At 64.7% G+C, this 23,915-nt stretch carries 21 protein-coding genes; 8 read left to right on the top strand and 13 right to left on the bottom strand.

Annotated features, from left to right (window positions below; all coding sequences use genetic code 11):
* Positions 1–21: 21 nt before the first annotated feature.
* The 9 genes from JZZ72_RS14495 to JZZ72_RS14455 all read right to left on the bottom strand — a co-directional run bounded on the left by JZZ72_RS14495 (position 22) and on the right by JZZ72_RS14455 (position 7,027).
* Positions 22–627, bottom strand: coding sequence for an START domain-containing protein (locus JZZ72_RS14495; protein WP_058541861.1), 606 nt, complete (start codon positions 625–627; stop codon positions 22–24).
* A 35-nt stretch (positions 628–662) separates the two neighbouring features.
* Complete coding sequence (locus JZZ72_RS14490) at positions 663–917, bottom strand: YkgJ family cysteine cluster protein (protein WP_043863144.1); 255 nt, start codon at positions 915–917, stop codon at positions 663–665.
* Between the two features lie 127 nt (positions 918–1,044).
* Positions 1,045–1,575 (bottom strand): translation initiation factor 2, encoded by a 531-nt coding sequence (locus tag JZZ72_RS14485; protein ID WP_210014638.1) that lies wholly within the window; start codon positions 1,573–1,575, stop codon positions 1,045–1,047.
* A 67-nt stretch (positions 1,576–1,642) separates the two neighbouring features.
* The gene (locus JZZ72_RS14480; protein ID WP_043863146.1) at positions 1,643–3,088 is read right to left on the bottom strand and encodes an aminotransferase-like domain-containing protein; all 1,446 of its coding nucleotides are present in this window, start codon (positions 3,086–3,088) and stop codon (positions 1,643–1,645) included.
* A gap of 189 nt (positions 3,089–3,277) precedes the next feature.
* Positions 3,278–4,087: an OmpA family protein gene (locus JZZ72_RS14475; protein WP_043863147.1), complete on the bottom strand. Its 810-nt coding sequence runs from the start codon at positions 4,085–4,087 to the stop codon at positions 3,278–3,280.
* Complete coding sequence (locus JZZ72_RS14470) at positions 4,084–4,437, bottom strand: DUF4398 domain-containing protein (RefSeq protein WP_210014637.1); 354 nt, start codon at positions 4,435–4,437, stop codon at positions 4,084–4,086. Before JZZ72_RS14470 ends, JZZ72_RS14475 begins: the two co-directional genes overlap by 4 nt.
* 9 nt (positions 4,438–4,446) lie before the next feature.
* Positions 4,447–5,253, bottom strand: a complete 807-nt coding sequence (locus tag JZZ72_RS14465; RefSeq protein ID WP_408004344.1) for a substrate-binding periplasmic protein — start codon at positions 5,251–5,253, stop codon at positions 4,447–4,449.
* Positions 5,254–5,347: 94 nt separating this feature from the next.
* A complete protein-coding gene (locus JZZ72_RS14460; protein ID WP_210014635.1) occupies positions 5,348–6,277 on the bottom strand; it encodes an electron transfer flavoprotein subunit alpha/FixB family protein in 930 nt (309 codons plus the stop codon).
* Positions 6,278–7,027, bottom strand: a complete 750-nt coding sequence (locus JZZ72_RS14455) for an electron transfer flavoprotein subunit beta/FixA family protein (RefSeq protein ID WP_043863151.1) — start codon at positions 7,025–7,027, stop codon at positions 6,278–6,280.
* A gap of 543 nt (positions 7,028–7,570) precedes the next feature.
* Between JZZ72_RS14455 and JZZ72_RS14450 the strand changes: the two genes are divergently transcribed.
* Positions 7,571–9,235: an electron transfer flavoprotein-ubiquinone oxidoreductase gene (locus tag JZZ72_RS14450; RefSeq protein WP_043863152.1), complete on the top strand. Its 1,665-nt coding sequence runs from the start codon at positions 7,571–7,573 to the stop codon at positions 9,233–9,235.
* Between the two features lie 75 nt (positions 9,236–9,310).
* Here the strand turns inward: JZZ72_RS14450 and JZZ72_RS14445 are convergent, their stop codons facing one another.
* The 3 genes from JZZ72_RS14445 to JZZ72_RS14435 all read right to left on the bottom strand — a co-directional run bounded on the left by JZZ72_RS14445 (position 9,311) and on the right by JZZ72_RS14435 (position 11,832).
* A complete protein-coding gene (locus tag JZZ72_RS14445) occupies positions 9,311–10,624 on the bottom strand; it encodes an MFS transporter (RefSeq protein ID WP_043863153.1) in 1,314 nt (437 codons plus the stop codon).
* 67 nt (positions 10,625–10,691) lie between these two features.
* On the bottom strand, positions 10,692–11,177 hold the full coding sequence (locus JZZ72_RS14440) for a response regulator (protein ID WP_043863154.1): 486 nt from the start codon (positions 11,175–11,177) through the stop codon (positions 10,692–10,694).
* A gap of 178 nt (positions 11,178–11,355) precedes the next feature.
* Positions 11,356–11,832, bottom strand: coding sequence for a sigma-70 family RNA polymerase sigma factor (locus JZZ72_RS14435; RefSeq protein WP_043863155.1), 477 nt, complete (start codon positions 11,830–11,832; stop codon positions 11,356–11,358).
* Positions 11,833–12,088: 256 nt separating this feature from the next.
* Here JZZ72_RS14435 and JZZ72_RS14430 point away from each other — a divergent pair, with 256 nt between their 5' ends.
* The 3 genes from JZZ72_RS14430 to JZZ72_RS14420 are packed head-to-tail and all read left to right on the top strand — an operon-like array spanning position 12,089 to position 16,646.
* Positions 12,089–13,258: an efflux RND transporter periplasmic adaptor subunit gene (locus tag JZZ72_RS14430; RefSeq protein ID WP_054915663.1), complete on the top strand. Its 1,170-nt coding sequence runs from the start codon at positions 12,089–12,091 to the stop codon at positions 13,256–13,258.
* Positions 13,259–15,232, top strand: coding sequence for a MacB family efflux pump subunit (locus JZZ72_RS14425; RefSeq protein WP_043863157.1), 1,974 nt, complete (start codon positions 13,259–13,261; stop codon positions 15,230–15,232).
* 7 nt (positions 15,233–15,239) lie between these two features.
* Positions 15,240–16,646 (top strand): efflux transporter outer membrane subunit, encoded by a 1,407-nt coding sequence (locus tag JZZ72_RS14420; protein WP_123752255.1) that lies wholly within the window; start codon positions 15,240–15,242, stop codon positions 16,644–16,646.
* A gap of 21 nt (positions 16,647–16,667) precedes the next feature.
* On the opposite strand, the gene pvdP is transcribed toward JZZ72_RS14420, so the two are convergent.
* Positions 16,668–18,287: a pyoverdine maturation tyrosinase PvdP gene (pvdP, locus tag JZZ72_RS14415; protein WP_058541857.1), complete on the bottom strand. Its 1,620-nt coding sequence runs from the start codon at positions 18,285–18,287 to the stop codon at positions 16,668–16,670.
* A gap of 211 nt (positions 18,288–18,498) precedes the next feature.
* On the opposite strand from pvdP, the gene pvdM reads away from it, so the two are divergent.
* The 4 genes from pvdM to JZZ72_RS14395 all read left to right on the top strand — a co-directional run bounded on the left by pvdM (position 18,499) and on the right by JZZ72_RS14395 (position 23,789).
* Positions 18,499–19,845, top strand: coding sequence for a pyoverdine-tailoring dipeptidase-like protein PvdM (gene pvdM / locus JZZ72_RS14410; protein ID WP_043863160.1), 1,347 nt, complete (start codon positions 18,499–18,501; stop codon positions 19,843–19,845).
* Positions 19,846–19,864: 19 nt separating this feature from the next.
* Positions 19,865–21,154 carry a pyoverdine-tailoring periplasmic protein PvdN gene (gene pvdN / locus JZZ72_RS14405; RefSeq protein ID WP_043863161.1) on the top strand — a complete coding sequence of 430 codons (1,290 nt, stop codon included), beginning with the start codon at positions 19,865–19,867 and terminating at the stop codon, positions 21,152–21,154.
* A gap of 76 nt (positions 21,155–21,230) precedes the next feature.
* Positions 21,231–22,103, top strand: a complete 873-nt coding sequence (pvdO, locus tag JZZ72_RS14400) for a dihydropyoverdine dehydrogenase (protein WP_043863172.1) — start codon at positions 21,231–21,233, stop codon at positions 22,101–22,103.
* Between the two features lie 36 nt (positions 22,104–22,139).
* Positions 22,140–23,789 (top strand): cyclic peptide export ABC transporter, encoded by a 1,650-nt coding sequence (locus JZZ72_RS14395; protein ID WP_196932948.1) that lies wholly within the window; start codon positions 22,140–22,142, stop codon positions 23,787–23,789.
* Positions 23,790–23,915 lie beyond the last annotated feature (126 nt).

The following is a 23,915-nucleotide window of genomic DNA, read 5'->3' as shown; positions in this document are numbered from 1 at the left end:
TTCCAACCAACCATCAAACTGTTACGGTTTCTCCGCCCGCTCCTTCAACGCCTTGAGCGTATTGAACGGCGCATCCACCACGAACTTGTTCGCCACCATCGCTGGCACACTGCCGCCTGGCTCGGTGTGCACCTGGTATGTCACCTCGGTAGTGTCACCCTTGGGCACCAGCTTCCAGAAACCCTGCACTTCAGCCACCCGCACATAGCCTTTTTCTTCCGGCAGGTACTTGGGCACACCCTCCAGCTTGCGGGTCAGGCTGCCGTCGGCACCTTCGCTGGTGGTTACATGGATGATCGAATCGCGAGGGGTGACCGGCCACGGCGTATTGAACTGGGTGTAGGTCCAGCTCTGGTCACCCTCGTGCTTGAGCAGCTTCTGGCTCTTGCACTCGTGAATCCAGGCACAGGCCCCGGCCACGTCTTCCTGCAGCGCCCGGACCTTGGCCAGCGGCGCCTTGATGGTCGTCACGCCTTGATAGGCCTTGTAGTTCGAACCACTCACTTCGCTCAGCGATACCTTGATGCCATCCGCTTGCTTGGCAACCTTCCAGTCTTCAGCCTGCGCCACCGACATGAACATCGCACTCAGACCACAAATCACCGCTACCCGCTTCATCGAACCCATCGTGTTGTTTTCCTTGTTTGCGAAGTTCCACTCACTCAAGCCGCCGTCACTTGCTCCAGCCAACCGATGATCCTGATCGCCTCGTCGCGATCATTGCCGCAGGTGTCCACCTCCGCCTGGAAGCCCGAGCACACCGCCGGCCGTTCAGGCTGGCCGAACAGGCTGCAGAGGTTGTGCTCGGACAGTTGCACACAGCGTTCGCCAGCCGGCTTGCCGTGCGGCATGCCAGGAATGGGCGAGCTGATGGAAGGGGCAATGCAGCAAGCGCCACAGCCTTCACGGCAGTTCATGACGACATGGACCTCGGCCTAACAAATGATGGGTGAATGGGGATAGTAACCGCTAAAACAGGTGTTTGAAATTACCGCTCAGATGAAATATCGCCGCGCAGAATGTGACCGACAGGTCGAGCAGCGTTTATTGCTTGAACTCGAAATCGATGGCTGCACCCTCGATGTCCTGACGGGCATCATTGCGCAACTGCAATTGCATTTCGTTGCTGATCAAGCGGCCATTGAGCTGGAACGGGCTGTCCGCGGCAGGCTTTTCTTCGAACAACGACGGCAGCAGCGGACGTCGCACACGGACTTCCTCCTGACTGCTCGGCTGCAGGTCCTTGACCATCTCCGGGGGCAGGCTCAGATCCAGGCGCGCCTTGGGCAAGGGCGCGGCAATCACCTCGGAGGCCTTGCGCTTGCCCGACTTTACCGCCTTGGCCGGCGCCTTCCTGGGGTCGCCAGCCTTGGTCTTGGGTTGCGCCTTGGGCTTGGCCTGTGGCTTGGCACTCGCTTTTACCGGGGCCTGGGTCGAAGGCTTCCGGTCCGGTGCCGGGGCAGCCGACGCCTGTGCCAGCAGTATCGGCCCCGGTCCGGGCACAGCCAGTGCCGGGCCCGCTGCACACAGGCCCAGCGCACACAACATCACGGCAGCACAGCTCAACGCTTTCATAGGCAACGAGACGTATTCATGAGTCGCACATGCTCCCTGTTCCTGCAGTCGCTGGCAAGCCCGCGATCTAGAGGTATCCGCCAGAGGCGGTTTCCTGGCAAAGCTGATGGGCCAGCATCCCCAATGTCAGCAGCGCCCGCTCAGCCTCGCGGTTCCACGGAATGCCGCAGTTGAGACGAATGCAGTGGTTGAACTGCTCCGTGTTACTGAAGATCAGCCCGGGCGCGATGCTGATGCCCTGCTGCAAGGCACGTACATGCAACTCCTGGGTGTTGACCCGCCCCGGCAGGCTGACCCACAGGATGAAGCCCCCGGTAGGCCGGCTCATCTGGGTGCCTTCCGGAAAGTGCTGCTGTACCGCCAGCTGGTAGGCACTGAGGTTCTTGCGATATTCCTGGCGAATGTAGCGCAGATGGCGGTCATAGCCACCATTTTCAAGGTAGGCCGCCACCCCCATCTGCGTCACACTGCACGCCGAGTGCGTGGTAAAGGTCTGCAGTCGCTGGATTTCCTGCTGATAATTGCCCGCGATCATCCAGCCGATACGCACCCCCGGCGACAGGGTCTTGGAAAAGCTCGAGCAATAGATCACCCGCCCCAGCCGGTCGAAGGCCTTGAGCGCCTTGGTGCGCCCTTGCTCGAACATCAGCTCGCCGTAGATATCGTCCTCGACGATCTGGATATTGAAATCCGAGGCCAGGCGCAGCAACTGCTTCTGGCGCTCCTCGGGAATGGTGCCGCCCAACGGGTTGCTCAACCGCGCAGTCAGCACCAGCGCCTTGATCGACCACTGGTTGGCCGCCAGTTGCAGGGCCTCCAGGCTGATGCCGGTGGCCGGGTCGCTGGGGATCTCGATCACCTTGAGCCCCAGCAGGTCCGCCAGTTGCAGCAGCCCGTAATAGGTGGGCGACTCGGCGGCGATCAGGTCGCCTGGCCGGGTCAGCACCCGCAACGACATCTGCAGCGCATCGACGCAACCGTGGGTCACCACCACTTCGGACGGGTCGACCACCACCCCGGCGTCGCGCATGCGAATGGCGATCTGCCGGCGCAGCGGCTCGAAACCCGGGCTGAACATGTAGCTGAACGCGCGCGGGCTCTGGAACCGCGTGACCTTGGCCAGTTGCTGGTGCAGCGCGCGCACCGGCAGGTAGTCCACATGCGGAACCGCCGCCCCCAGCGGGAACACCCCATCACGCCGGGCTTCGGTCAGTACCTGCTGGATGATGCTGCTGCGCGTGACCAGCCCTGGACGCTCGACCCGCGCGATGTCCGGGGTCTGCGCAGTCAGGGCCGGGGTCTGGTGGACGTAGTAGCCCGATTGCGGCCGCGCGCGAATCAGCCCCTGGTCCTCGAGGTTGGCATAGGCCTGCAGCACGGTGGCATGGCTGACATTGAGCTGCGAGCTCATCTTGCGTACCGACGGTACGCGCTCACCGGGCTGATAGACGCCGCGGCGGATGTCTTCCGCCAGTTGCTGGGCGATGCGCTGGTAGAGCAACAGATTGGTCATGGGACGGATCTCGAAACGCGGGCTATCTAATTGTTCTTGTACAGTCGGCGAAGAATACCGGAACAGTGCATAAGTGTACGGGCACAGATGCCAGAATAGTCGACTACACAGTTGTGTGACAGCGGCTTTTTCAAGCTTTGCGGCATAAAAAAACCGGTGACTATCACCGGTTTTTTGTTTACCTCGACCTCAGCGCGGCGCGCCCAGGTGGCCTTTCTCGTCGGAAAACACGATCTCCACCCGACGGTTCTGCGCCCTGCCCCGCTCCGAGGCATTGGCCTCGATCGGGTACTGGTCGCCATAGCCTTCGACCTGGATGCGTTTTTCGTCGACGCCCAGGTCGACCAGCATGTCCGCCACGGCCTGCGCACGATCACGCGACAGCGTCAGGTTGTCCTCGGGGGTGCCGGTGCTGTCGGTATACCCCTCGATGCGCACAACGCGCCGGGGGTTGAGCTGCAGAAACTGCACCAGTTTGAGCACGGTACGGCTGGCGGAGTTCTTCAATTCGGCCTGCCCGGTATCGAACAGCACGTCACCCAGGGTCATCACCAGGCCACGGTCGCTCTGGGTCGTGGCCAGGCTGACGATCTGCGCCTCCAGCCATTTGCCCTGCTGCTGCACGCTGACCAGCTTGGCTTCGCGCAGGGCCAGCTGCAGGCGCTGGCGCTCCAGTTCGAGCTTGGCCAGGCGCTCCTGATTGAGCACCAGATTGCTGTGCTCGCGGGCAATCTCGCTGTAGCGCTGACTCAGGTAGGCGTAATGGCGCACGTCCGCACCACTGCCCACGTAGCTGGACAACCGCTCGGCACGGGCCAGCGACTCGCCGGCGCGGATCACGTCACGCGGCGCACTGCGCAGCACATTGGAATCGTCCTTCACTGCCTGGAAACTGGCGGCGGCCTGGTCGAGGGCGGTTTCGCTGCGCTCGCTGGCGCAGCCCTGCAACCCCAGCACACCTGCACACAACACGGCCACCAAGGGCTTGATCGAACTCACTGTTGCTCCCCCAACTGCTTGCGCAGACGATTGACCCGCGATTGCAGCAGCGACAGCTGCTCCTGACTCTTGAGGGTCAGCACCCGGGCTTCGGCCAGCCGCGCATCAAGCTCGGCCTGCTCGGCGCGCAGCCGCGCATCACGGTACGACTCGCTGGCCATGTTGCTGCGGGCGCGGGCAAGCTTGTCTTCGGCCAGCTTCAGCTCGGCCACTTCGTCGGTGGCACCGACGGCCTTGGCCTGCTCCAGCGCCTGTTCGGACAGGCGCATCTGCTCGTGGGGCGCCGGGTCGGTAGCGCAACCGGCCAGGGCCAGTAACGCCATGGCAGCGAAAAGCGGTTGAGTTCTCACACAATCTTCCTACTGTTTGGGGGCGTCGAGCGGTTGCTGCAGCTGCGCCTTCCAGCGCTCGACATTGCGTTGCAGTACTGCCTGAGGCACGCCTGAGGCCGGCAATTCTGTCAGTTTTTTGGCCAGCTGTCCGCGCAACCAGGCGTCATTGCACGCCGAATTGTGCGACAGCGCCAGGTACAGCCCGGGGCGATCCAGCGGCAGGCCGCGGGCGATCAGGTCGTTGGCCATGCCAAGGGTCTGCGCCATGGCCATGCCGGCGTAACGCCCGGCCAGCACATAGTCGACCTGGCCAAGCAAAAGCTTCTGGAATGCCTGGGTCAGGTTCTGCGCCGGCGCCAGCTTCAACTGGTCCTTGGCAAACTGGGCGAACGCCGGGGTCAGCCTGGCCTTCTCCGAGATCGCGCCCTGGCGCTGGTGCAGATCGGCCAGGCCGTCGTAGGCCAGCGTGGAGTCGTGCCGGGTCCACACCAGGTAGTCGTTCTGCAGCAGCGCCGGGTGGATGAAGTCGACACGGGTCAGGTCTTCAGTGGCCAGCGGCGCATCCACCAGCAGGTCCATGCGTCCGCTGCGCACTTCATCCTGCGCCTCGTTGCGCTTGCCTGCGTACAGCACCTCGACCTTCAGCCCAAGCTCCGTCGCCACCTGCTTGAGCAGGTCGACGTTGGCGCCAATCAGGTGCCTGGGGTCCTGCGGGTCGCGCCAGGCATAGGGCGGCGCATCGGGGCTGCCGGTCGCCACCAGACGCTCGCACTTGCCCACCGCCAGCGCCGCCGTGGGCAAGCTGGCAAACCCCAGCAATCCCGCCATCGCCATTCGGCCAAGCCACCCCATGCACATGCCTCCCTTGCGTCGCGAAATAAAAAAGCCCGATCAAAAGACCGGGCTCTTTATAAGTGAAGCGGCTGGATTAAACCAGCTTCTCCAGCTCAGGTACGGCTTCGAACAGGTCGGCGACCAGGCCGTAGTCGGCCACCTGGAAGATCGGCGCCTCTTCGTCCTTGTTGATCGCAACGATCACCTTGGAGTCCTTCATGCCGGCCAGGTGCTGGATTGCGCCGGAGATACCGACGGCGATGTACAGCTGCGGCGCAACGATCTTGCCGGTCTGGCCGACCTGCATGTCGTTGGGCACGAAGCCTGCATCGACCGCGGCGCGCGAAGCACCCACGGCGGCGCCGAGCTTGTCCGCCAGCGCGTACAGGTGCTTGAAGTTGTCGCCGTTCTGCATGCCGCGACCGCCGGAGACGACGATCTTGGCAGCGGTCAGCTCAGGACGATCGGACTTGGCCAGCTCTTCGCCGACAAATGCCGACTTGCCCGCATCGTGGGCAGCGCCAACCGCTTCGACAGCAGCCGAACCACCTTCGGCGGCAACGGCGTCGAAGCCGGTGGCACGCACGGTGATGACCTTGACCGCAGCGCTCGATTGCACGGTGGCAATGGCGTTACCGGCGTAGATCGGACGCTTGAAGGTGTCCGCCGACTCGACCGCGATGATCTCGGAGATCTGGTCGACGTCCAGCAGCGCGGCAACGCGCGGCAGGATGTTCTTGCCGTTGGAGGTGGCTGGTGCCAGCACGTGGCTGTAGGCCTTGCCAAGCTCGGCCACCAGCGGCGCGACGTTTTCCGGCAGCTGGTGCGCATAGGCAGCGTTGTCGGCTACCAGCACCTTGGCCACGCCACCGATTTTCGCGGCAGCTTCGGCAACGCCACCCACGTTCTGGCCAGCGACCAGTACGTGGATATCGCCACCGATTTTCGCGGCGGCAGCAACGGTGTTCAGGGTCGCCGGGGCAACGGCGCCGTTTTCGTGTTCAGCGATAACCAGGATAGTCATTTAGATTACCTTCGCCTCGTTCTTCAGTTTCTCGACCAGTTCAGCCACCGACTTGACCTTGATACCAGCGCTGCGTGCAGCTGGCGCTTCGACTTTCAGGGTCTTGTTGGTAGAGGCGGTGGAAACGCCCAGCGCGTCCGGAGTCACAGTCTCCAGCGGCTTCTTCTTGGCCTTCATGATGTTCGGCAGCGACGCATAGCGCGGCTCGTTCAGACGCAGGTCGGTGGTCACGATCGCCGGCAGGTTCAGTGCAACGGTCTGCAGGCCGCCATCGATTTCACGGGTGACGTTGACCTTGTCGCCGGCCACTTCCACCTTGGAGGCGAAAGTACCCTGGGCATAACCGGTCAGCGCAGCCAGCATCTGGCCGGTCTGGTTGTTGTCGCTGTCGATGGCCTGCTTGCCAAGGATGACCAGTTGCGGCTGCTCCTTGTCGACCACAGCCTTGAGCAGCTTGGCCACGGCCAGCGAGGTCAGCTCTTCAGCCGACTCGACCAGCACGGCGCGGTCGGCACCCAGTGCCAGGGCGGTACGCAGCTGCTCCTGGGCAGTGGCCGGGCCGACGGTAACGACGACGATTTCGCTCGCCACGCCCTTCTCTTTCAGGCGCACGGCTTCTTCTACGGCGATTTCGCAGAAGGGGTTCATGGACATCTTGACGTTAGCAAGGTCTACGCCGGAGTTGTCCGCCTTGACGCGAACCTTGACGTTATAGTCGACCACTCGTTTGACAGCTACAAGAACCTTCATGGATTCCTCGTTACTCTCCGGTGAAAAGAATGTCGCCTGGGCAGAACCGGGCGATTGCGCGTGGGTACAAGGGCACCTCCAAAAACGAACGCGAGCAGGTGAAATTCAACTGACTGTGCAGTCTGTTCTCGACGCTTGCGCGCAAAACCCGTGGGTCATTGTTTGTCGTGGCGTGTAAACTCCACTACAAAGGCGGGTCCTGGCGTAACTGCCCTGCTTTTTGCCTGGTTTTTAGGGGTGCTCCTGCATCCGACGGTCAGCCTACGGCGAGCGTAAAACCGCCCGTATCTTGACCGTAACGCCCAATCCGGTCAATACGGCAAACCAGCCAGCTTCAAGCCGTGCGTCTTTGATTTTACTGGGCTGCGGCAAATTCAAACAAACGTTTGTATTGGACCTCGCAAGTGGTGTAGATATAATGCGCGGCCAAGAGAAAGCGGTGTAGTCCGTCATCACCCGAGCTACACACCCGGGTACTTCGAAATGACCGCCTGACACCCGCCAACAAAGAAAAACCGATGAGCCTTGAGTAGGAGAGAACCTGTGGAACGCGAATACATGGAATTCGACGTGGTCATCGTCGGCGCTGGCCCGGCAGGCCTGTCCGCCGCCTGCCGACTGAAGCAGAAGGCCGCCGAAGCCGGTAATGAAATCAGCGTCTGCGTGGTCGAGAAAGGCTCCGAGGTCGGTGCACACATTCTCTCCGGTGCGGTGTTCGAGCCGCGTGCCCTGAACGAACTGTTCCCGGACTGGAAAGAACTCGGCGCGCCACTGAACACCGAGGTCAAGCGCGACGACATCTACGTGCTGCGCGACGCCAGCAGCTCGGTCAAGGTGCCCGATCTGTTCGTGCCCAAGACCATGCACAACGAAGGCAACTACATCATCTCGCTGGGCAACCTGTGCCGCTGGCTGGCCCAGCAGGCCGAGAACCTGGGCGTGGAAGTCTACCCAGGCTTCGCTGCCCAGGAAGCGCTGTTCGATGAAAACGGCGTGGTCCGCGGGATCATCACCGGCGACCTGGGTGTCGACCGCGAAGGCAACCCCAAGGAAGGCGTATACACCCCCGGCATGGAACTGCGCGGCAAGTACACGCTGTTCGCCGAAGGCTGCCGTGGGCATATCGGCAAGCAACTGATCAAGCGCTTCGACCTGGACAACGCCAGCGACGTGCAGCACTACGGCATCGGCCTCAAGGAAATCTGGGAAATCGACCCGGCCAAGCACCAGCAAGGCCTGGTGATCCACACCGCCGGCTGGCCGCTGGACGTGATGAGCACCGAGAACACCGGCGGCTCGTTCCTGTATCACCTGGAAAACAACCAGGTGGTGGTCGGCCTGATCGTCGACCTGTCGTATGCCAACGCCTACCTCTCCCCGTTCGACGAGTTCCAGCGCCTCAAGCACCACCCGGTGCTCGCCCAGTACCTGGAGGGTGGCAAGCGCATCAGCTATGGCGCCCGTGCCCTGGCCAAGGGCGGCCTGAACTCGCTGCCGAAAATGGTATTCAAGGGCGGCGCGCTGATCGGCTGCGACCTGGGCACCATGAACGTGGCCAAGATCAAGGGCAGCCACACCGCCATGAAGTCCGGCATGCTCGCAGCCGAAGCGGTGGCCGATGCGCTGCTGGCCGGTAGCGAGGGTGGCGACGAACTGACCGCCTACGTCGACGGCTTCAAGGCCAGCTGGCTGTACGAAGAACTGTTCGCCAGCCGCAACTTCGGCCCGGCGATGCACAAGTTCGGCCCGATGCTCGGCGCGGCATTCAACTATGTCGACCAGAACTGGTTCGGCGGCAAGCTGCCGTTCACCCTGCACGACACCAAGCCGGACTACGCCTGCCTCAAGCTGGCGGCCGACTCGAAGAAGATCGATTACCCCAAGCCCGATGGCAAGTTGAGCTTCGACAAGCTGAGCTCGGTGTTCCTCTCCAGCACCAACCATGAAGAAGAGCAGCCGTGCCACCTGAAGCTGACCGACCCGAGCATCCCGATCGGCACCAACCTGCCGTTGTACGACGAACCGGCGCAGCGCTACTGCCCGGCCGGCGTATACGAGGTGATCAGCCAGGAAGACGGCAGCAAGCGCTTCCAGATCAACGCCCAGAACTGCGTGCACTGCAAGACCTGTGACATCAAGGACCCTTCGCAGAACATCACCTGGGTGACCCCTGAAGGTGCTGGCGGCCCGACTTACCCGAACATGTAAGTACCGCCCACAAAAAAAGCCCCCACGTCTTGCGGCGCTGGGGGCTTTTTCGTGAAGGCGTTCGAGCAATCAACCTCACACCTTCGCCAACACCAGTTCATCCCCGGCCCGCAGGTCCTCCCGCGCACTGAAGTACACCGCCGTGAGCAGGCCCACCGTGCCCATCAGCAGGCAGAACCCCACACACACCCATGGGCTCCACGGCATCAGCGCAATCAGCATAAGCGGCGTGGTGCTGGCCCACAGCGCATAGGCCAGGTTGTAGGTAAAGGAAATCCCCGACACGCGAATGGCCGGCGGAAACAGCCCGACCATCACCGACGGCACCACCCCCACCACACCACAGGCCAGCCCTGCCAGCGCATAGGCCACCCCGGTCCAGCCCCAGCCGCCGATCAGGCTGGCATACAGCGCCCCCACTCCCAGCGGCAGCAACAGGCTGTAGACCATCAGCGCGCGCCAGGCACCTACCCGGTCCACCAGCAAGCCGGCCAGCACGCAACCGATGTTCAAGAACACGATACCCAGCGCGCTCAGGGCGAAGGTGTCGGCCGCGCTCATGCCGAAGCGCTGCTGCATCACCGTCGGGGTAATCACCACCAGCACCACCACCGCCGAGGTCAGCACGCAGGTCAGCAGGGCCGCCGGTACCAGCGCGCGGCGGTGCTCGCGCAGCACCGTGCGCAGCGGGAAGGCCACCGGTTGTTCACGCCGCTCGCGCAGCGCCAGGAACACCGGCGTCTCGCTCAGCCAGCGGCGCAGCCACACCCCGATCACGCCGAACACCCCGCCCAGCAAGAATGGATAGCGCCAGGCGTAGTCCAGAATCTCCTGGGCGGTGAACACCTGGGCCAGCGCCGTGGCGGTCAGCGCGCCCAGCAGGTAGCCGAACGTCAGCCCGGCCTGCAGAAAACCCAGCGCATAGCCCCGCCGCCCGGCCGGCGCATGCTCGGCGACGAAGGTCCAGGCGCTTGGCACCTCGCCGCCCACCGCCGCGCCCTGCAGAATGCGCAGGCCCAGCAGGATCAGCGGCGCCGCGTAGCCGATGTCGGCATAGGTCGGCATCACCCCGATCAGCAGGCACGGCAGCGCCATCATCAGGATGCTCAGGCTGAAGACCTTCTTGCGCCCCAGGTGATCGGCAAAATGCGCCATCAGGATGCCGCCCAGCGGCCGCGCCAGGTACCCGGTGACGAAGATCCCGAAGCTCTGCAGCAGACGCAGCCACTCCGGCATCTCGGGCGGGAAGAACAGCTGGCTCAGGGTCAGCGCGAAGAACACGAAGATGATGAAATCGTAGATCTCCAGCGCACCGCCCAGCGCCGCCAGGCCCAGGGTCTTGTGGTCTGCGCGTGACAACGACGGTCGGGGGGTAGCGATGGCACTCATGGGCGTTTCCGCAAATCGGCAAACGCAAGAGGATAGCAAAACACTGCGGCCAATGGCCCGACAAGCTTCAGGACGGTCGACAGAACACGGTCTGGGCAAAATTGGTGCGCCGCGGCAGGTAGCCTGCACGGGCGCCCAGGCCACCGCTCAGCTCCATCTGATCGATTACCACCGGCGCATCGATGATCGCCATGAAGGACTCCAGCGCCTCGCTGTCTGGCACCTTGGGCAGGCTCAGGCTCACCGCCTGGCGCTGTGACACCGGTACTGCAGGTACCTTCAGGTGCTGAGAGTGATACAGCAAGGCATGCTGGATCGGCAGGCTCGCCTTGCAGAAGCGCGCCATGTCCACGCCCGCGTGGCTGGCCAGATCGATGTTGCCGATCAGCAGATTGAAGGGCTGCAGGGCCGCCTGCACCAGGCGCTGCAGTTCGACGAAACTCTCGACCGGGGCAATGCGGTAATAGCCCAGTCCATTGAGCATCTTTTCCAGTTGCAGCAACTGGCTGGGGTGCTCGTCGGCGATCAGGATGCGCATCGATTTGTTTGGCATCGTCCGGACCTGGCAGAAGGTAAAGGGAGTTAGCGTCCTTGACCCTACAGCGACAATCCACGACTGCAAGTTGCTGCAAACATCGCGCCTGAACAGAGGTCTGCCACTGATACTTGTAGGGAATCGCGCATAAATCAAGGAACAACCCGAACTTTCACCCTGGATCGCAGCCCCGCGCTCAGGATTCCCACTCGCGCATGCGCACGCGGCAGTGCTTCATCGCATTGACGATGTGCTTCTCCACCAGGCTGCGGGAAATGCCCAGGCGCAAGGCGATCTGCTGATGCGACAGGCCATCGAGCTTGCGCAATATGAAGCTGTCGCGGCATGTCGGGCTGAGTTCGGCCAGCGCACGCTGCATCAATGCCAGGCGCTGATCGCCATGCATGGCGTGCAAGGGGGTCGGGCTGTGCCAGCGCTCGTCGGTATCGAGCACCTCCAGGGGTTCGACCTGGCGGATCCGCTCGCGTCGATGGCCATCCACCACCAGGTTCAGTGCAGTACGGTAGAGAAACGCGCGAGGGTGCTCGATAGGTTGCGAATCAGCCCGCTCCAGCACCCGCAGGTAGGCGTCATGGGCGACGTCTTCGGCCGCGTGGCGGCTGCCCAGGCGCGACATCAGAAAGCTCACCAGCTCTCGATAGTAGTGTTCCACAACAGTACCTGTGCGCGACGTTGCCGAGGTTGAACCCGCTGGGTCGTATGGCTCGACACAATAACACTAATTAATATTATTCTCATCAAGCGACTCGGTCATACTCTCGCCCGTGTTGCCCTGGTGCGGGCTGGCACAGCCACGCACCGGTTTAAATTACCTCGAATACCGCTCGTTTAACTTGCAGCCTTCCATGCCTGCCGAGCGCGTGTTCGTCACCTCCTGGCATGGATCAACCCCCTGGTTGGAAGCCCGCATGAAACGCCCGAAAAACAAACGCCGCCTGCTCGTGTGCTGCCTCGGCCTGCTTGCCCTGGGCACGCTGGTCGCCTGGAAGACCCTGCCAGGTAACGACCAACTGACCACCGTGGCGGTCACCCGCGCCAACATCGAAAGCAGCGTCACCGCGCTGGGCACCCTGCAACCCAGACGCTACGTCGATGTCGGTGCCCAGGCTTCCGGGCAGATCCGCAAGATCCACGTCGAAGCCGGCGACTCGATCGAGGAAGGCCAGTTGCTGGTCGAGATCGACCCCTCCACCCAGCAGGCCAAGCTCGATGCCAGCCGCTTCGCCATCGAGAACCTGCAGGCCCAGCTCCAGGAACAGCGCGCCCAGAACGAACTGGCCCGCCAGAAGTACCAGCGCCAGCAGAGCCTGGTGGCCAATGGCGCCACCCGCGAGGAAGACGTACAGACCGCGCGCGCCGAACTCAAGGCCACCCAGGCCCGCATCGACATGTACCAGGCGCAGATCCGCCAGGCCCAGGCCACCCTGCGCAGCGACCAGGCAGAACTGGGCTACACGCGCATCTACGCGCCGATGTCCGGTACCGTGGTGGCCGTCGATGCCCGCGAAGGCCAGACCCTCAACGCACAGCAGCAGACCCCGCTGATCCTGCGCATCGCCAAGCTCTCGCCGATGACCGTGTGGGCCGAGGTCTCCGAAGCCGACATCGGCCACGTCAAGCCGGGCATGAACGCCTACTTCACCACCCTCAGCGGCGGTAGCCGGCGCTGGGCCAGCACCGTGCGCCAGATCCTGCCGATCCCGCCCAAGCCGCTGGGCGAAAGCGGCCAGGGCGGCGGCAGCCCGAACACCTCGAGCAAAAGCGGCAGTGGCCGCGTGGTGCTCTACACCGTACTGCTGGACGTCGACAACGCCGACAGCGCACTGATGGCCGAGATGACCGCCCAGGTATTCTTCGTGGCCAGCCAGGCCAGCAATGTCCTCACCGCCCCCATCGCCGCCCTGCACGGCGGGCTCAGGGACACCACGCAGATGGCCAGGGTGGTGGCCAGCAACGGCCGCGTCGAGGAACGTCAGGTACGCACCGGCATCAGCGACCGCCTGCACATCGAGATCCTCGATGGCCTGAGCGAAGGCGACCGCCTGCTGATCGGCCCGCTAGAAGGCAGCGAGGGTTGAATGCAGACGCCACTGATCCAGCTCAAATCCATCAGCAAGTCTTACGGCGGCGCAGGCACGCCGCGGGTCGACGTCCTGCATGGCATCGACCTGTCCATCCATGCCGGTGAGTTCCTCGCCATCGTCGGCGCCTCGGGCTCCGGCAAGTCGACCCTGATGAACATCCTCGGCTGCCTCGACCGCCCCACCAGCGGCCACTACCTGTTCGCCGGCGAGGACGTCGCCCACCTCGACAGCGACGCCCTGGCCTGGCTGCGCCGCGAGGCCTTCGGTTTCGTGTTCCAGGGCTATCACCTGATCCCCTCCTGCTCGGCCCAGGAGAACGTCGAGATGCCCGCGATCTACGCCGGCACCCCGGCGCCGGAGCGACACGCGCGCGCCGCTGCGCTGCTCGAGCGCCTGGGCCTGGGCCAGCGTACCGCCAACCGCCCGCACCAACTGTCCGGCGGCCAGCAACAGCGGGTGTCGATCGCCCGCGCACTGATGAACGGCGGCCACATCATCCTCGCCGACGAGCCCACCGGGGCGCTGGACAGCCACAGCGGCGTAGAGGTCATGAAGCTGCTGGACGAACTGGCCAGCCAGGGCCACGTGGTCATCCTCATCACCCACGACCGTGCGGTAGCTGCTCGCGCCAGGCGCATCATCGAGATCAGCGACGGCCGGATCATCAGCGACTCGGCGCCGGTCCCGCTGGACCAGCCGGTGGACGCTCCGCCGGGTGCCCTGCAGGCCGTCGACCTGCGCGAACGCATGGCCGACGGCAGCGAATATGCCGGGGCCTGGAAGGGCGAGCTGGTCGATGCCGTGCAGGCCGCCTGGCGCGTCATGTGGATCAACCGTTTTCGCACTGCCCTCACCCTGCTCGGCATCGTCATCGGCGTGGCCTCGGTGGTGGTGATGCTGGCGGTGGGCGAAGGCAGCAAGCGCCAGGTGATGGCGCAGATGGGCGCGTTCGGTTCCAACATCATCTACCTCAGCGGCCACGCTCCCAACCCGCGTACACCGCCTGGGGTCATCACCCTGGAAGACGTCGCCGCCGTGGGCAGGCTGCCGCAGGTCCAGCGCATCATGCCGGTCAACGGCTCCACCGCCGGCGTGCGCTACGGTAATGCCGACTACACCAGCTACGTAGGCGGCAACGACACCAACTTCCCGGCCATCTTCAACTGGCCGGTGGTGCAAGGCAGCTATTTCACCGAAGCCGACGAGCGCAACGCCAGCGCCGTCGCGGTCATCGGCCACAAGGTGCGCGAAAAGCTGCTCAAGGACGCCGCCAACCCCATTGGCGAGTACATCCTGATCGAGAACGTGCCCTTCCAGGTGGTGGGTGTGCTCGCCGAAAAAGGCGCAAGTTCAGGCGACCAGGACAGCGACGACCGTATCGCGGTGCCCTATTCGGCCGCCAGCATCCGCCTGTTCGGCAGCCAGAACCCAGAGTACGTGGCCATTGCCGCCGCCGATGCACGCCGCGTCAACGAGGCCGAAAAGGCCATCGACCAGTTGATGCTGCGCCTGCACAACGGCAAGCGCGACTACGAGCTGACCAACAACGCCGCCATGATCCAGGCCGAAGCCCGCACCCAGGGCACCCTGTCGCTGATGCTCGGCGCGATTGCCGCCATCTCGCTGCTGGTGGGCGGCATCGGCGTGATGAACATCATGCTCATGACCGTGCGCGAGCGTACCCGCGAGATCGGTATCCGTATGGCCACCGGTGCCCGCCAGCGCGACATCCTGCGCCAGTTCCTGACCGAGGCGGTGATGCTCTCTGTGGTCGGCGGCCTCACCGGCATCGGCCTGGCCCTGCTGGTGGGGGGGGCGCTGCTGCTCAGCGAGGTGGCCGTGGCGTTTTCCCTGACCGCCGTGCTCGGTGCCTTTGCCTGCGCCCTGGTCACCGGCGTCATCTTCGGCTTCATGCCTGCCCGCAAGGCCGCCCGGCTCGACCCGGTGGCAGCCCTTACCAGCGAATGAACACACTATGAAAGCGCCATTGACCCTACTTGCCGCCAGCGTGTTGCTCGCGGCCTGCGCCAGCCAGGCGCCGCGCCCGGACAGCGGCCTGCAGCTACCGCCACGCTGGCATACCGAACACCTGGACGCGGCCGGCACCCTCGACCGGCAATGGTGGACCACCTTCGGCAGCCGCGAACTCGACCAGTTGATCGACCAGGCGCGGGTGGGCAGCCATGACCTGGCCGGTGCCGTCGCCCGTGTGCGCCAGGCCCAGGCCAGTGCCGTGATCGCAGGCGCCGCGCTGCTGCCCGAACTCAATGCGGGCCTTAACGCCACGCGCCAGAAGCGCATGTACGCCTACCGCTCCAGCACCCTGGACAACAGCACCGCCAACAAGGCCACCAACAGTTACCAGGCCACCCTGAGCGCCACCTACGAGGTGGACTTCTGGGGCGGCAAGCGCGCCGGTCGCGACAGTGCCCGCTTCAGCCTGCAAGCCAGCGAGTTCGAGCGCGACACCGTCGAGCTGACCCTGCTCAGCGGCGTGGCCGACCACTACACGCGCTGGCTGGCCCTGGTCGAACAGCAGCGCATTGCCGAACAGAACCTGGACAACGCCCAGAGCGTGCTGCACCTGGTGCAGAGCCGCTACGACTCGGGCTCCGCCACCGCACTGGAACTGGCCCAGCAGAAGAGCCTGGTGGCCGCGCAACAGCGCCAGCTGCCACTGCTGGCCCAGGACGCCGAGCAGACATTGATCAGCCTGGCCGCCCTGCTTGGCCAACCGCGCCAGCAACTGCAGCTGGATCGTGAAGCCTTCGCCCGGCTGAGCTGGCCGGACATTGCCGCCAGCCTGCCGAGCGAGCTGCTTACCCGCCGCCCCGACATCGCCAGCGCCGAAGCCCAGCTGGCCGCAGCGCAAGCCGATGTGCAGGTGGCGCGGGCCAACATGCTGCCAGCACTGACCCTGACTGCTACCGTCGGTTCGGGCGCCTCCCACGTCGACGACATGCTGCGCAACCCGGTGTACAACCTGGGTGCCGGGCTGGTGGCGCCGATCTTCAACGGCGGGCGCCTGAAGGCCGAGCGCGACAAGGCCACGGCACGCCAGCAGGAACTGCTGGAAACCTACCGCGGCGCGATCATCAATGGCTTTGCCGACGTAGAGAAGGCCCTGAACAGCATTCGCGGGCTGGACCAGCAGCGCCAGTGGCAAAGCGAAGAGCTGGCCCAGGCGCAACGCGCCTTCCAGATTGCCCAGAGCCGCTACCAGGCAGGTGCCGAAGACCTGCTCACCGTGCTGGAAACCCAGCGCACGCTGTTCGCCGCCCAGGACGACAACGTGCAATTGCGCCGCTCGCGCCTGCAGGCCAGCATCGCGCTGTACAAGGCGCTGGGCGGCGGCTGGCAGGCAACCCCCCAGGTACGCTAGGGCACACCGGCAGGCAGCGCCTTACACCTGGCGCTGCCTGACCTTCAGGTGACGGGCGTACCACGGACGCTGCGGCACCCGGCGAACCAGGCTGGCCAGCCCGTCTTCGTCGCTGTAGGTGATGCGCAACGCCAGCTTCATGGTCTCCGGGTCCATCTCCACGCTCTTGCCCACCTGCAGGCCCGGCACCGTGCTGCAACCGTGGGTGATCGGGCCCAGCCAGGGGTCGGCCACCTCCACCCAGCGCCCGGGCGCGAACCACGCCACCCCGTTGACCTCGCGCCGCACCACCTGGCCGGGGTGAAAGCGCTCATGGGCGCGGTACCAGTCCTCGATACGGTCATCGATCCAGCCATGGAAGCGCCAGAACACCGGGTTGACGTGGGACGAGAACGGGTCGCCGAGAAAATCGTTTTCGGGCCCGTACCAGCGCGGCGCAAAATCGCTCGGGGTGCGCGCATAGGGCACCGGTGCACCGTTGACCGGGTCACGCGGCACCGACGCCCAGCGCATGTGCAGCCAGTCGTGCAACCCCAGTTCCACCTCCGAGCCGAACTGCCCCAGGGTCAGGCGCGAAAGATAATGCGGGTCGCTGTAGCGTGACTCCCACAGCTCGAAGTTGGCATGGAAAACCTCACTGCTCTTGATGTCCTTGACCCACTGGGTGTATTCGTCATCGCCCTGCGCCAGCCAGGTGGGCGGCAAGGCGTTGCCATCCTGGTTGTCGAAATAGCGCAAAAAGCCTGCGCGGTCACGCGCCAGTTCCGGCTGCGGCATCGGAAAGCGCGGCCAGGACGGCAGGTCCTGCATCGAACGTGCGGTACCGAGCATGTGCCGGTGCATGAAAAAGAAGTCCTCGCCCGAACCGTTGCGATCCTTGCGCGGGCCGCGGGCATCGCGCTCATGGTCACGCGGACCGGGCTGCCAGCCGATGGCACGCAACGCCTCGTGCTGCTTGGGTGCCAGCTTGTGCCACTTGTCCCGCGAGGCATGCCACAACTGGTGGAACAGGCGATGCTCGGGGGAGATCAGCCACGCCAGCAACGTCGGGTTCAGCGCGGTGCGCTCGCGAGCTTCGGGGAAGGTCCGCTTGCGCGCCACAAAGCGGTGGTTCTGCTCGGGCAGGGCCAGCGGGCGCTGCAGGTCCAGTACCTGGCCGGTGAGCGTGGCAGTGCCGGCGTTACCGAAATCGCCCCATACCTCATCGAGCAGCACGCGACACTCATAGCGCGCCAGCCCCGCAGTGTCCGCTGTGGGTATCAGCCGCCAGCTCAACACATTCGGTGCACCCGGCATCAGGTCGCCCACCACCCGGTAGCGGGGCTCGGCGTCACTGCGCAGGCGCTCGGGCGTGTCCAGGCATCCGCGCAGGCCGCGGCCACGCGGAGCAATATCCAGCAACAACTCCAGGGACGTGTGTTCAAGCCCTTCCAGGCCGACATTGCCGCCTTCCAGCTGCCAGATGCCACGCAGGGTATCGGCCAACTGCTGGCCGGCGGTATCGGGCAAGTCGACGGTGGCCTCCCCGGGGGTGATCGGAAATTCCTCGCGTGTCAGCTCGCGGTGCGCGTACAGCGCCCCAGGCACCGCCACGCCCGTCAGTGCAACACCCGCAATGAACCCTCGTCGAGAAATCGTCATTGACCTACCTGTGTGTCTCGCGTTGCGCCATGGAGCATGGCGTTGTCGAAGCTAGAACGTTGTGCACACAGGGAAATTTAGCCAGCAAGCGGCCCCGGGCGGCCCGCACAGGGCGCAGGCGACGGCTAAATTTCTGCCGATTGCGCTCGTCCTCACCAGATAGCAAAGGCCTCGTGCCTGAACCTCGACGGTGAACCTGACTGAGACCACGATGACCACACCACGCTGGAAAAAAGCCTTGTACATCAGCCTGGCCACCGCGCTCACCGCCGGTGCCGGGGTGGCCGCCTGGACCTACTTCGGCCCCAGCGCCGGCTACCCACGCGAGGTGGTCAAGCAGGCCAATGAACTGCAGGATCGCCTGCTCTCGTTCGACAGCCACATCACCCTGCCGGCCAACTTCGGCATGGAAGGCAATGAAGCCGACAAGGAAGGCAGCGGACGCTTCGACCTCGTCAAGACCGCCCGCGGGCGCCTGTCCGGCGCCGCGCTGACCATTTTTGCCTGGCCCGAAATGTGGAACGGCCCCAACGGTCCGCACCGGCCCACCGAAGGCTTCGTGCAGGAAGCACGCAACCTGCAGGAGGTGCGCTACAAGTCGATCATGGCGATGGTGCGCGACTACCCCAACCAGGTGGCCATTGCCTACACCCCACAGGACATGCGGCGCCTGCACGGCGAAGGCAAGTTCGCGGTGTTCATCAGCATGCTCAATGCCTACCCGCTGGGTACCGACCTCGACCTGCTCGACCTGTGGGCCTCGCGCGGCATGCGCATGTTCGGCTTCAGCTACGTGGGTAACAACGCCTGGGCCGACTCCTCGCGCCCGCTGCCGTTCTTCAACGACACCGCCGACGCCCTTGACGGGCTGTCGCCCCTGGGCCGCCAGGCGGTACAGCGGCTCAACGACCTGGGCGTGATCATCGACGTCTCGCAGATGTCCACAAAGGCCCTGGAGCAGGTGGCCCGGCTCAGCCGCACGCCGCTGGTGGCGTCCAACTCCGCTCCACGGGCGATGGTCGACATCCCGCGCAACCTCAGCGACAAGGAGATGCAACTGATCAAGGACAGCGGCGGCGTGATCCAGGTGGTGGCCTTCTCCACCTACCTCAAGCCCCTGAGCCAGAAGACCCAGGACAAGCTCAACGCCCTGCGTGCGCGCTTCGACCTGCTGCCGCTGCCCAACCTGGCGGTGGCCCTGATGCCCGGCGACCCGATCATCGCCGCCTGGCCCGAGCAGCGCTTCGGCCAGTACGCCAGCGAGCTGTACGGCATTCTCGAAGAAGAGCCGCCGGCCTCGCTCAAGGAGTTCGGTGACGCCATCGACTACACCGTGCGCAAGGTCGGCATCGATCACGTTGGCATCAGCTCGGACTTCAACGAGGGCGGTGGCGTGGACGGCTGGCGCGATGTGGGCGAAACCCGCAACGTCACCGCCGAACTGCTCTCACGCGGCTACTCCGAGGCCGATATCGCCAAGCTCTGGGGCGGCAACTTCCTGCGGGTGTGGGAACAGGCGCAAAACGCCGCCCGCCCTGTAGCCGCCTCTTCCCGTTGACTCGCCAGCGAGCCCCGTCATGACCGATCGCCGCACCCTTCTCAAGTACGCCGGCCTGCTGGCCGCCAGCCTGCCGCTGGGCAGCCAGCTGTTGCCCGGCGCCCTCGCCGGCCCGTCACTGCCCGGCAACGGCAGCGATGCCTGGGCCGGCTTTCGCAGCCTGTTCGAGCTCGACCCCGATTACGCTCATTTCGCCAACTTCCTGATCACCTCCCATCCCAAGCCCGTGCGCGATGCCATCGAAGACTATCGCGCAAAACTCGACCGCCACCCCGCGCAATGGGTCGACTGGGAAACCCAGGCCGAATGGAAGCGCGAAGGCGAAGTGCGCGACTGGGCCGCCCGCTACCTGGAGGTCAAGCCACGCCAGATCGCCCTCACCGGCAGCACCACCGAGGGCCTGGGCCTGATCTACGGCGGCCTTAAGGTGGCCGCCCACCAGGAGATCCTGACCACCGAACACGAGCATTACTCCACCCGCAACAGCCTCGCCTACCGCGCCACCCGCGAGGGCACCCAGGTGCGCAAGATCCGCCTGTTCCGCGACCCGCAGCGGGTCTCGGACGACGAGGTACTGGGCAACATCGCCGCCGCGATCCGCCCGTCCACGCGGGTACTGGGCATGACCTGGGTGCACTCGGGCAGCGGCGTCAAGCTGCCCATCGGAGCCATCGGCGAGCTGGTACGCGAACACAACCGCAACCGCGACGAGCAGGACCGCATCCTCTATGTGGTCGACGGCGTGCACGGTTTTGGCGTGGAAGACATGCGCTTTGCCGACCTAAAGTGCGACTACTTCATCTCCGGTACCCACAAATGGATGTTCGGCCCGCGGGGCACCGGCATCATCTGCGCTGCCTCCACCGAGCTCAAGGACCTGGTGCCGACCTTCGCCACGTTCTCCGAGAACGAGGACTTCGCCACCATCATGAGCCCCGGCGGCTACCACGCCTTCGAGCACCGCTGGGCCCTGGGCAAGGCCTTCGAGTTGCACCTGCAGGTAGGCAAGGCGCCGATTCAGGCGCGCATCCACGGGCTGAACGACTACCTCAAGCAACGCCTGGCCGAGTACAAGGCGATCGAACTGGTCACCCCGCGCAGCCCGCGTCACTCGTCAGGCTTCACCTTCTTCCGGGTCAAGGGCCAGGACGCCGACGAGGTGGCCGCGTACCTGACTCGCCACCGCATCGTGGTGGATGCGGTGTCCCGCGACGTGGGCCCGGTGGTGCGCGCTGCGCCCGGCCTGCTCAACACCGAAGCCGAAATCGATCGCCTGATCAGCGTGCTGGGCCAACGCCTGCGTGCCTGATCGCGCCCTTTCATCTTGTAGCCAACAGCTGACGGAACCTGCCATGCCTCACCATCGTTCAACCCCGTACCCGCGCATGTCGCGCACCCTTGCACAGCTGTCGTGCAGTGCCGCGCTCGGCCTGGCACTGTGCGCGGGCGCCCAGGCGGCAGATTCCCCTCGCCAGCCGGGCCAGGTATTCACCGACTGCAAGGACTGCCCCGAAATGGTGGTACTGCCCGCCGGCAGCTTCACCATGGGCACCGAGCCCGGCGAGACCGGCCGTGAGGACGACGAAGGGCCGCTGCACACCGTGACCTTCGCCAGGCCCTTTGCCATCAGCCGCTACCAGGTCACTGCCGGCGAGCTGGACGCCTACATCCGCGAAACCGGGGTGAAGATCGCCGACGGCGACACCCGACCCGGGCGCGCCTGCACCGCCAGCAAGCCGACCTACAAACAGGGTCCGCGCCAGCCAGCGGTGTGCGTCAGCTACTTCGACGTGCAGGACTACGCCCGGTGGCTGTCGAAAAAGACCGGCCACACCTACCGCATGCTCAGCGAGGCCGAGCGTGAGTACGGCGCACGCGCCGGCTCGCGCGGACCGTTCCCGTTCCCGTTCGATGACAACGACGAAAAAAAGTACAGCATCGCCCGGCACGCCAACACCTACGGGCCTGCCGACGGCTACTCGTACACCTCCCCGGCAGGCAGTTTCCCGCCCAATGCCTTCGGCGTGTACGACATGCACGGCAACGTCTACGAGTGGGTCGCCGACTGCCTCAACACCAGCTATGAAGGCGCGCCCGCCGACGGCAGCGCGTGGCTGACCGGCAACTGCGACATCCGCATCATGCGCGGCAATGACTGGGGCGAGGCGCCGGTGTTCTCGCGCTCGGGCAACCGCAACAGCCGCGCCCCCGATGTACGCGGCGACTACCTGGGTTTTCGCGTTGCCCGCGAGCTCTGACCGCCCCCTCAACCACGTGTGATTCGGGAGACTCGAATGACCAGCAAACCTCGCGGGGCCATCAGTGAACTGTTCGGCCTGCTCAAACCCTTCTGGCCGCTGGTAAGCCTGTCGATCGGCCTGGGCATGCTCGGCGGCCTCAGCGTCACCGCGCTGCTGGCCACCATCAACAGCGCCCTGCACAACGAAAGCGGCCTCACCCAGGGGCTGGTGCTGGGCTTTGCCGGGCTGTGCCTGATGGCCCTGCTCAGCACCATCCTGTCCGATATCGGCAGCAACTACGTGGGCCAGCACATCATCGCCAGGCTGCGTCGCGAACTGGGCGAAAAGGTCCTGGCTGCGCCCATCGACCAGATCGAACGCTACCGCAGCCATCGGCTGATCCCGGTACTGACCCACGACGTCGACACCATCAGCGACTTCGCCTTCGCCTTCGCGCCACTGGCGGTGTCCCTCACCGTGACCCTGGGCTGCCTGGGCTACCTGGCGAGCCTGTCGTGGCCGATGTTCCTGGTGATGCTGGTGGCCATCGGGCTGGGCACCATGATGCAGTTCGTCGCCCGCGCCTGGGGCATGCGCGGTTTCGAGGCCGCGCGTGAAGCCGAGGACGACCTGCAAAAGCACTACAACGCCATTGCCGAGGGTGCCAAGGAACTGCGCATCCACCGCCCGCGCCGCCAGCGCATGTTCCTGCACGGCATCCGCAACACCGCCAACCGCATCTGCGACACGCAGATCCGCTCCATCAACACCTTCGTGATCGCCAAGAGCCTGGGCTCGATGCTGTTCTTCGTGGTCATCGGCCTGGCGCTGGCCTTGCAGTCCTGGTGGCCCAGCGCCGACAAGACGGTGATGAGCGGCTTTGTGCTGGTGCTGCTGTACATGAAGGGCCCGCTGGAGCACCTGATCGGCACCCTGCCGATCATCAGCAAGGCACAGATCGCCTTCCGCCGCATTGCCGAGCTGTCCAAGCAGTTCTCCTCCCCCGAGCCCCACCTGCTGCTCGACGACCAGAGCCAGCCGGCCACGCCGCTGCATAGCCTGGTCCTGAATCAGGTGAGCTACAGTTTCGCCCCGGTGCCGGGCAGCGAGCCATTCCGCATGGGCCCGGTGAACGTAAGCATCCAGCAGGGCGACATCGTGTTCATCGTCGGCGAGAACGGGTGTGGCAAGACTACCCTGATCAAGTTGCTGCTGGGCCTGTACGCGCCGCAGTCGGGCAGCATCGAGCTCAATGGCCAGGCGGTGACGGCGGCCAACCGCGATGATTATCGGCAGATCTTCACCACCATCTTTGCCGACTACTACCTGTTCGACGACGTGATCCAGGGTGACAAGCCGGTGCCCGAGGATGCTGCGCGCTACCTCAGACGACTGGAGATCGACCACAAGGTCAGCATTCGCGATGGCGTGTTCAGCACCACCGATCTGTCCACCGGGCAGCGCAAGCGCCTGGCGCTGGTCAGTGCCTGGCTGGAAGAGCGACCGGTGCTGGTGTTCGACGAATGGGCGGCCGACCAGGACCCGACCTTCCGGCGAATTTTCTACACCGAGCTGTTGCCTGACCTCAAGCGCCTGGGCAAGACCATCATCGTCATCTCCCACGACGACCGTTACTTCGACATTGCCGACCAGCTGATCCGTTTGCACGCCGGCAAGGTCGTGAGCGAACTGCAGCCGGCCTGAGCAAACCTGCCTGCCACAGGCCAGGTGCGTTGCAGCAGGTGAAGAAGCCGGCCTTGCCGGCTCCCACATCGGTTGCAACGCGCCACGGCCTGAAACCAGCGCTGCCACCCCCCCTGCGCTAAATCC

Origin of the sequence: Pseudomonas palmensis, from assembly GCF_017848315.1 — a bacterium.
GTDB classification, from domain to species: Bacteria; Pseudomonadota; Gammaproteobacteria; order Pseudomonadales; family Pseudomonadaceae; genus Aquipseudomonas; species Aquipseudomonas palmensis.
The sequence above is the reverse complement of the archived record's forward strand: the minus strand, read 5'-3'. Positions and strand labels throughout refer to the sequence as shown.

What these genes read in the sequence shown, in the direction of transcription:
- JZZ72_RS14495 (WP_058541861.1), bottom strand. Translation starts at nt 627, where the DNA reads ATGGGTTCGATGAAGCGGGTAGCGGTGATTTGTGGTCTGAGTGCGATG.
- JZZ72_RS14395 (WP_196932948.1), top strand. Translation starts at nt 22,140, where the DNA reads ATGACCAGCAAACCTCGCGGGGCCATCAGTGAACTGTTCGGCCTGCTC.
- pvdP (WP_058541857.1), bottom strand. Translation starts at nt 18,287, where the DNA reads ATGACGATTTCTCGACGAGGGTTCATTGCGGGTGTTGCACTGACGGGC.
- pvdM (WP_043863160.1), top strand. Translation starts at nt 18,499, where the DNA reads ATGACCACACCACGCTGGAAAAAAGCCTTGTACATCAGCCTGGCCACC.
- JZZ72_RS14440 (WP_043863154.1), bottom strand. Translation starts at nt 11,177, where the DNA reads ATGCCAAACAAATCGATGCGCATCCTGATCGCCGACGAGCACCCCAGC.
- JZZ72_RS14445 (WP_043863153.1), bottom strand. Translation starts at nt 10,624, where the DNA reads ATGAGTGCCATCGCTACCCCCCGACCGTCGTTGTCACGCGCAGACCAC.
- JZZ72_RS14455 (WP_043863151.1), bottom strand. Translation starts at nt 7,027, where the DNA reads ATGAAGGTTCTTGTAGCTGTCAAACGAGTGGTCGACTATAACGTCAAG.
- JZZ72_RS14425 (WP_043863157.1), top strand. Translation starts at nt 13,259, where the DNA reads ATGCAGACGCCACTGATCCAGCTCAAATCCATCAGCAAGTCTTACGGC.
- pvdN (WP_043863161.1), top strand. Translation starts at nt 19,865, where the DNA reads ATGACCGATCGCCGCACCCTTCTCAAGTACGCCGGCCTGCTGGCCGCC.
- pvdO (WP_043863172.1), top strand. Translation starts at nt 21,231, where the DNA reads ATGTCGCGCACCCTTGCACAGCTGTCGTGCAGTGCCGCGCTCGGCCTG.
- JZZ72_RS14430 (WP_054915663.1), top strand. Translation starts at nt 12,089, where the DNA reads ATGAAACGCCCGAAAAACAAACGCCGCCTGCTCGTGTGCTGCCTCGGC.
- JZZ72_RS14420 (WP_123752255.1), top strand. Translation starts at nt 15,240, where the DNA reads ATGAAAGCGCCATTGACCCTACTTGCCGCCAGCGTGTTGCTCGCGGCC.
- JZZ72_RS14480 (WP_043863146.1), bottom strand. Translation starts at nt 3,088, where the DNA reads ATGACCAATCTGTTGCTCTACCAGCGCATCGCCCAGCAACTGGCGGAA.
- JZZ72_RS14465 (WP_408004344.1), bottom strand. Translation starts at nt 5,253, where the DNA reads ATGGCGATGGCGGGATTGCTGGGGTTTGCCAGCTTGCCCACGGCGGCG.
- JZZ72_RS14485 (WP_210014638.1), bottom strand. Translation starts at nt 1,575, where the DNA reads ATGAAAGCGTTGAGCTGTGCTGCCGTGATGTTGTGTGCGCTGGGCCTG.
- JZZ72_RS14460 (WP_210014635.1), bottom strand. Translation starts at nt 6,277, where the DNA reads ATGACTATCCTGGTTATCGCTGAACACGAAAACGGCGCCGTTGCCCCG.
- JZZ72_RS14490 (WP_043863144.1), bottom strand. Translation starts at nt 917, where the DNA reads ATGAACTGCCGTGAAGGCTGTGGCGCTTGCTGCATTGCCCCTTCCATC.